General features: G+C 38.3%; 4 protein-coding genes and 5 pseudogenes. 7 read left to right on the top strand and 2 right to left on the bottom strand.

Translation table 11 applies throughout. From position 1 onward, the window contains the following. From psaA to AFK68_RS19470, 7 genes and pseudogenes are all read left to right on the top strand, one after another. Positions 1 to 498, top strand: a pseudogene (gene psaA / locus AFK68_RS19485) (photosystem I core protein PsaA); the annotation flags it as partial. Positions 499 to 613: 115 nt separating this feature from the next. Continuing rightward, a pseudogene (psaB, locus tag AFK68_RS19480) lies at positions 614 to 1,230 on the top strand (photosystem I chlorophyll a apoprotein A2); the annotation flags it as partial. 1 nt (position 1,231) lies between these two features. Next, positions 1,232 to 2,352 (top strand): annotated as a pseudogene (psaB, locus tag AFK68_RS39270) (photosystem I chlorophyll a apoprotein A2); the annotation flags it as partial. Between the two features lies 1 nt (position 2,353). Then, positions 2,354 to 3,184 (top strand): annotated as a pseudogene (psaB, locus tag AFK68_RS39265) (photosystem I chlorophyll a apoprotein A2); the annotation flags it as partial. Between the two features lie 498 nt (positions 3,185 to 3,682). Continuing rightward, positions 3,683 to 3,853, top strand: coding sequence for a hypothetical protein (locus tag AFK68_RS37065; RefSeq protein WP_168186556.1), 171 nt, complete (start codon positions 3,683 to 3,685; stop codon positions 3,851 to 3,853). A 24-nt stretch (positions 3,854 to 3,877) separates the two neighbouring features. After that, positions 3,878 to 4,660 (top strand): type IIL restriction-modification enzyme MmeI, encoded by a 783-nt coding sequence (locus tag AFK68_RS42090; RefSeq protein ID WP_246844292.1) that lies wholly within the window; start codon positions 3,878 to 3,880, stop codon positions 4,658 to 4,660. 39 nt (positions 4,661 to 4,699) lie between these two features. Then, positions 4,700 to 6,577, top strand: a complete 1,878-nt coding sequence (locus tag AFK68_RS19470; protein WP_246844291.1) for a DNA methyltransferase — start codon at positions 4,700 to 4,702, stop codon at positions 6,575 to 6,577. A 226-nt stretch (positions 6,578 to 6,803) separates the two neighbouring features. Here AFK68_RS19470 and AFK68_RS19465 read toward each other — a convergent pair whose 3' ends face one another. Together AFK68_RS19465 and AFK68_RS19460 are read right to left on the bottom strand one after the other, a co-directional pair. Beyond that, positions 6,804 to 6,980, bottom strand: coding sequence for a tetratricopeptide repeat protein (locus AFK68_RS19465; protein WP_094674309.1), 177 nt, complete (start codon positions 6,978 to 6,980; stop codon positions 6,804 to 6,806). Beyond that, positions 6,970 to 7,536 (bottom strand): annotated as a pseudogene (locus AFK68_RS19460) (tetratricopeptide repeat protein). Before AFK68_RS19460 ends, AFK68_RS19465 begins: the two are co-directional and overlap by 11 nt. Positions 7,537 to 7,740 lie beyond the last annotated feature (204 nt).

Genomic DNA, 7,740 nt, shown 5'->3' with positions numbered 1-7,740 from the left:
GGTTGGGACCATGTGTTCTTAGGTCTGTTCTGGATGTATAATTCTCTGTCAATTGTGATTTTCCACTTTAGCTGGAAGATGCAGTCAGACGTTTGGGGAACAGTAGCCGCAGACGGTTCAGTATCTCACATTACCTACGGTAACTTTGCACAAAGTGCAATAACCATTAATGGTTGGTTGCGTGATTTCCTTTGGGCGCAAGCTTCAAATGTAATTACATCCTACGGTTCAGCTCTGTCTGCCTATGGTTTGTTGTTCTTAGGAGCACACTTTATCTGGGCATTTAGCTTAATGTTCTTGTTCAGTGGTCGTGGCTACTGGCAAGAGTTGATTGAGTCTATTGTTTGGGCTCATAATAAGTTAAAGGTTGCTCCAGCAATTCAGCCTCGTGCTTTAAGCATCATCCAAGGTCGGGCAGTGGGGGTAGCTCACTATCTCCTAGGTGGAATTGCTACAACCTGGGCATTCTTCCTGTGTAGAATAATTTCAGTAGGATAAGAATCCAATAACGTTTTAACATTCTTACTTGGGGGTTGATTCATCCTCAATCCCCTATTTCAATCTAAATTCTCACTAAATTCTCAAAGACACGCGAGACTTAGATCAAAGATTTATGGCCACAAAATTCCCAAAATTCAGCCAAGACCTGGCACAAGATCCAACCACCAGGCGGATATGGTACGGGATTGCTACAGCTCATGACTTTGAGACTCACGATGGCATGACAGAAGAAAATCTTTACCAAAAGATTTTTGCTTCTCACTTCGGTCATCTGGCAATCATTTTCTTATGGACTTCTGGTAATCTCTTCCACGTTGCCTGGCAAGGAAACTTTGAACAGTGGATTAAAGATCCTCTAAATGTACGTCCTATCGCCCACGCGATTTGGGACCCTCAATTCGGTCAACCTGCAGTTGATGCTTTCACTCAAGCAGGTGCCTCTAACCCAGTAAATATCGCATATTCTGGTATTTACCACTGGTGGTATACCATCGGCATGAGAACAAATGGAGACTTATACCAGGGTTCTATCTTCCTCCTGGTTTTGGCATCCATCATGCTGTTCGCTGGTTGGTTACACCTCCAGCCCAAGTTCCGTCCTAGTCTCGCTTGGTTCAAAAATGCTGAGTCCCGCTTAAATCACCATTTAGCAGGTCTGTTCGGTGTTAGTTCCTTGGCTTGGACTGGTCACTTGGTTCACGTTGCTATTCCTGAATCTCGCGGACAGCANCTCCAGCCCAAGTTCCGTCCTAGTCTCGCTTGGTTCAAAAATGCTGAGTCCCGCTTAAATCACCATTTAGCAGGTCTGTTCGGTGTTAGTTCCTTGGCTTGGACTGGTCACTTGGTTCACGTTGCTATTCCTGAATCTCGCGGACAGCACGTTGGTTGGGATAACTTCCTAACAACTATGCCTCACCCAGCAGGTTTAGGCCCGTTCTTTACAGGAAATTGGGGCGTTTATGCTCAAAATCCTGACACTGTTAACCATGTGTTTGGTACTTCTGAAGGTGCGGGAACTGCAATTTTGACTTTCTTGGGTGGTTTCCATCCTCAAACTGAGTCCCTGTGGTTGACTGATATGGCTCATCACCACTTGGCGATCGCTGTTATCTTCATCGTTGCTGGTCATATGTACCGGACTAACTTTGGTATCGGTCACAGCATTAAAGAAATGCTTGATTCCAAAGCTGGTTTAATCGGTGGTAAGAGTCAAGGTCAGTTTAACTTGCCTCACCAAGGGTTGTATGAAACTCTAAACAACTCTCTACACTTCCAGTTAGCTTTAGCTCTAGCTTCCTTGGGTGTAATTACTTCCTTGGTTGCACAGCATATGTATGCTTTGCCTCCTTATGCTTTCATGGCAAGGGATTACACTACAATGGCTGCACTTTACACCCACCACCAGTATATTGCTGGTTTCATTATGGTAGGTGCTTTTGCTCACGGTGCAATTTTCCTAGTACGGGATTATGATGCAGAGCAAAATAAAGGTAACGTATTGGATCGTGTATTAAACCATAAGGAAGCTATCATCTCTCACTTGAGCTGGGTTTCTTTATTCTTAGGTTTCCACACTCTAGGTCTTTATGTCCACAATGATGTAGTGGTTGCTTTTGGTACTCCTGAAAAGCAAATCTTGATTGAGCCAGTATTTGCTCAGTTCGTTCAAGCTGCTTCCGGGAAGGCTTTATACGGCATGGATGTGCTGTTGTCTAACGCTGATAGTATTGCTTCCACTCCTAGTGCTGTATGGTTACCAGGTTGGTTAGATGCTATCAATAGTGGTACTAACTCTCTGTTCTTAACTATTGGACCTGGAGATTTCTTGGTTCACCACGCGATCGCTTTAGGNGTATTTGCTCAGTTCGTTCAAGCTGCTTCCGGGAAGGCTTTATACGGCATGGATGTGCTGTTGTCTAACGCTGATAGTATTGCTTCCACTCCTAGTGCTGTATGGTTACCAGGTTGGTTAGATGCTATCAATAGTGGTACTAACTCTCTGTTCTTAACTATTGGACCTGGAGATTTCTTGGTTCACCACGCGATCGCTTTAGGTCTGCATACAACTACTTTGATTTTGGTTAAAGGTGCGTTGGATGCTCGTGGTTCTAAGTTAATGCCAGACAAGAAAGACTTCGGTTACGCATTCCCTTGCGATGGCCCTGGTCGTGGTGGTACTTGCGATATCTCTGCTTGGGACTCTTTCTACCTAGCTATGTTCTGGATGTTAAACACCATTGGTTGGCTAACATTCTACTGGCATTGGAAGAACCTATCTGCATGGCAAGGTAACTTAGCTCAGTTTAATCAATCTTCTACTCATTTAATGGGTTGGTTCCGTGATTATCTGTGGTTGAACTCTTCCCAGTTAATTAATGGTTATAACCCTTATGGAACTAACAACTTGTCTGTTTGGGCTTGGATGTTCTTATTCGGACACCTAGTTTGGGCGACTGGTTTCATGTTCCTCATCTCTTGGCGTGGTTATTGGCAAGAGTTGATTGAAACAATTGTTTGGGCGCATGAGCGTACTCCTCTAGCTAACTTGGTTCGTTGGAAGGATAAGCCTGTTGCTCTTTCTATTGTTCAAGCTCGTGTTGTTGGTTTAGCTCACTTTACGGTGGGTTATGTGCTGACTTATGCCGCGTTCTTGATAGCCTCGACTGCTGGTAAGTTTGGTTAATTTTTAGAGATTAGCTGAACTCTGGTTTAGTAGGTTAGATTAAATTAAACCTCCTACCTTTGGTGGGGGGTTTTTTTCAGTTATCAGTTATCAGTTATCAGTTTTTAGTTGTTAGTTGTTAGTGGGCAGTTGTTAGCCGTCTGTTATTTCATTTTTGATGTCGCGCTGCGTTTTATGTCGCAATGGCAAAGGATTTATTGTTACTTTTAAGTAGGTGTTTTTTTGTTATGAATATTAGGAGTGGGAGAATAGGGCAAACAGGGATTTTCCCACAGATGTAAAGATGAAAAGATGAGGTGTTATAGCATTTTGAAAAAAGAATGTTACGAATAATAAAGGCGTTCATTAATTGATAATTGATAATTGATAATTACCTCTCCCTTTTAGGGAGAGGATTGACGAATAAGGAACAGATTTATTTTTTCCCCTTGAAAGGGGAGGCTTCAAGCCGTGAATTATTTAATTGTTTAATTATTAATTATTTCGGTAAAGTGATTTGTGAAAAAAGCTGTAGGGGTTTGGTTTCCAAATCCTATTTTGGCGTTTGGTTTGGAGACCAGAGTTTGGAGACCAGGGTTTGGAGACCAGGGTTTGGAGACCAGGGTTTGGAGACCAGGGTTTGGAGAAAACCCCTACGATAAAATATTACAACCTACTTACGAGCTTTAAAAAAGGAAAAAAGGAATAATTATCATGTCAGCTTCTACTGAAAAACTCCAAAATTTTGTCATTTTCTGTCAACAACACATCACTGGAGATGAAAAAGGAGAAGCACAAATATTTTTAGATCGCTTTTTTCAAGCATTCGGACATGAGGGAGCAATAGAAGCAGGAGCAACTTATGAAAAAAGAATTAAAAAAGGTAGTAAAAAAGGTAATACAGGCTTTGCAGATTTAGTGTGGAAACCACGGGTTTTAATAGAAATGAAAAAACGTGGGGAAGACTTAAACAAATATTATTCCCAAGCATTTGATTATTGGATACGTTTAATTCCTGACCGCCCGAAATATGTGATACTTTGCAATTTTAACGAATTTTGGATTTTTGACTTCAACACTCAATTAGATACTCCAGTAGACTGCATTCCGTTGACACAAATACCTGAACGTTCTGGTGCTTTTACCTTCATGGAAATAGCTAATAGGCAACCAGTATTTAGAAATAACCAAGTCGAAGTCACAGAAACAGCAGCGAAACGAATGGGGCAGCTTTTTCAAGAATTACAAGAAAGAGGTAAAAAACAAAAATTATTTAATCAGTTTGATGCTCAAAGATTTGTATTGCAATGTGTTTTAGCAATGTTTGCTGCTGACAGAGGAATGTTACCGGAAAATCTGTTTATTTCTTGTGTTCAAGACTGTTTAAAAGATGGTAATTCTTATGACATTATTGGTGGATTATTTCGAGAAATGAATCAGCCTGGAATTACACCGACTGGGCGTTATGAAGGAGTAGATTATTTTAATGGTGGTTGATTTTCTGTCTTTCCTCCGATAGAGTTAACTAAATCGGAATTGAGGATTTTGGAGGCTTGTGGTAGGCAAAATTGGAGTCAAATTCGCCCGGCAATTTTTGGCAATATATTTGAGGCAGCAACTGATAAGGAAAAGCGTCATAGTTATGGAATTCATTTCACTTCTGAAGTTGACATAATGAAAATTGTGAGACCGACTATTAGTAAATTTTGGGAGGAAAAAATTGAGGCAGCAACTACTATTAAAGAGTTGAATAAATTGCAGCTTGAATTACAAGGTTATCGAGTTTTAGACCCTGCTTGTGGTTCGGGAAATTTTCTTTATATTGCTTATCAGGAGTTGAAAAGAATTGAACAGTTGTTATTAGAAAAAGTTGCTAGTCGTCGCCGTTCAAAAGAGGAACAAATAGAAATGAGTTTTGTTACTCCAGTACAATTTTATGGAATGGATAATAATCAATTTGCTGTGGAATTGGCAAGGGTTACTTTAATGATTGCTCGGAAGGTTGCTATTGATAAGTTTAAGTTAACTGAACCTGCTTTGCCTTTGGATACTTCGGATAAAAATATTGTTTGTCAAGATGCTTTATTTAGTAGATGGCCGGAGGCTAATGCTATTATTGGCAACCCTCCTTTTTTGGGGGGAAAACATATTAGATTAGCTGTTGGAGATGAGTATGTTGATAGAGTTTTTGAACAGTTTTATGATGTGAAAGATTCTGTAGATTTTTGCTGTTATTGGTATCGACTAGCTCACGAATATTTAGGAGAAAATGGTAGAGCTGGGTTGGTAGGAACAAATTCTGTTAGTCAGGGAAAAAGTAGAGTTGCTTCTCTAGATTTTATTACTCAAAATGGTGGTTATATCCATGAGGCGATTTCGACTCAACCTTGGTCTGGGGAAGCAAATGTTCATGTTAGTATTATTAATTGGAGTAAGCAAAAACCTGAAGGTTATTATTTGGATAATCAAAAAGTTAGTCTGATTAATTCATCCTTGACTTCGACGATAGATGTTTCTGGAGCAGTTAAGTTAAAGGCTAATAAAAATCAATGTTTTCAAGGGGTAATTCCTAATGGTAAAGGATTTATTGTTACTGAGAAGGAGGTAAATATTTGGATTGAAGCTGATGCTAAAAATCAAGATGTTTTGAAACTATTTTCAATGGGGAGAAATCTAGCACAAAATCCTCATGGAAAACCTGAACGTTGGATTATTGATTTTAATGATATGAGTATTGAAGAAGCTAGTTATTATCAAAAACCTTTTGAAAGAGTCAGAGAAACTATTCCAAAAGAACGCCAAAATAATCGCAATTCTAAGTTAAAAGTAAATTGGTGGAAGTACGAAGGAAAAAGACTGGAAATGAGAAAAGCGATCGCTCCTTTATCATGTTATTTTGCCGTACCAGAAGTATCAAAATGGGCAATTTTCATTCCTTGCTTTCCTAGTTGGCTTCCAGGAAACACAACGAAAGTTGTTGCTTCTGAAGATTTTTACATTCTTGGCATTCTTTTATCTCAAGTTCATCGTATCTGGATTCAGGCTAAAAGTTCAACTCTTAAAGGGGATATTCGCTACACTCATAATACCTGTTTTGAAACTTTTCCATTTCCTCAAAACCCTAGTCAAAAATTAGTACAGGAAATTCGGGAAACTACCAAACAACTACATCAATATCGTACAAAACAAATGGAAGAAAAACAGTGGGGAATAACTCAACTTTATAATCAATTTTTTACCGAACCTAGCAGTCAACTTTTTAAACTTCATGCTCAACTAGATAAGTTAGTAATACAAGCTTATAAATTTAATAATAATGACAATATTTTGGAAAAAATTTTAGAATTAAATTTAGAATTAGCAGCAATAGAAAAACAAGGTAAACAAATACTCGGACCTTCGATTCCTAATTAAAAGTAGGGGAAATCTTCATGGTAGAAATAGCTTTAAGTTAGGCTTCGGTTCCTCAACCCAACCTACAATATTGGTTTCCTCCAAGAATTAGGNAAGGTAAACAAATACTCGGACCTTCGATTCCTAATTAAAAGTAGGGGAAATCTTCATGGTAGAAATAGCTTTAAGTTAGGCTTCGGTTCCTCAACCCAACCTACAATATTGGTTTCCTCCAAGAATTAGGAAATTAAATTGATTTAATTTCACTATCCCGCTGAATTTTATCAATTACTTCTTTGAGTCTTTTCGACTCAGAATTTTTATCTTCTTGCTCAAATAATTCAGCAGCTTTTTGTAAATATTCTAAAGCTTTATTCAAATCACCTAATTGCTGATAGATAATTCCACGATTTTCATGGATCATTAGCAAAATTAGGCTGTAATTCAATGGCTCTAATAAAGTCTGCTAAAGCTGCCTCAAAATTTCCTAAGTCTACATAAACAGCACCTCGATTATTATAAGTTAAAAATAAATCTGAATTAAGTTCTAAAGCTTGATTATAATTAGATATAGCCTCTGAATAATTCCCTAAAGCACTATAAGCATTACGCCGATTATTGTAAGTATCTGGCAAATTTGGTTTAATTTGCAACGCTAGATTATAGTGAATAATTGCTCCCTGATTATCTCCCAACAAACGGCGGATATTACCCCGATTATTATAAGCATCTGCTAATTTATTATTTAACTTAATTGCCTGAGAAAAATCTGCAATTGCTTGTTGATAATTTCCCAATTTTTGCCAAATATTACCTCAATTTAAATCAGCTTCTGCATAATTTGGTTTAAGTTAAATTGCTCGATTATAATCAACAATTGCTCCTTCTTTATCTCCTAATTCTAATTTAGCAATACCCCGATTAAAATAGGCTTGAGCATCATTAGGTCTCAAGTAAATCACTTGAGAATAATCAGCAATTGCTCTTTAATCATCTCCCAACTGCCACCGAATAATTCCTCGATTATTGTAAGGATCGACCGCATTTGGTTCTAATTCAATATTTGGTTCTAATTCAATAGCTGATGAACAAAATAACAGGAAATATCAAGATATTTTGAGCTTAATGGTGTGAAAGTTTTTTTAGTTTTACTTGATAATGTGCTATAGAAAACCCAATAAAGT

This window comes from Hydrocoleum sp. CS-953 (genome assembly GCF_002260545.1).
In the GTDB taxonomy this organism is placed as follows: Bacteria; Cyanobacteriota; Cyanobacteriia; order Cyanobacteriales; family Microcoleaceae; genus Trichodesmium.
The sequence above is the reverse complement of the archived record's forward strand: the minus strand, read 5'-3'. Positions and strand labels throughout refer to the sequence as shown.

Excerpts from the sequence above, each read along its gene's own strand:
- AFK68_RS42090 (WP_246844292.1), top strand. The coding sequence starts at position 3,878 with ATGTCAGCTTCTACTGAAAAACTCCAAAATTTTGTCATTTTCTGTCAA.
- AFK68_RS19465 (WP_094674309.1), bottom strand. The coding sequence starts at position 6,980 with ATGATCCATGAAAATCGTGGAATTATCTATCAGCAATTAGGTGATTTG.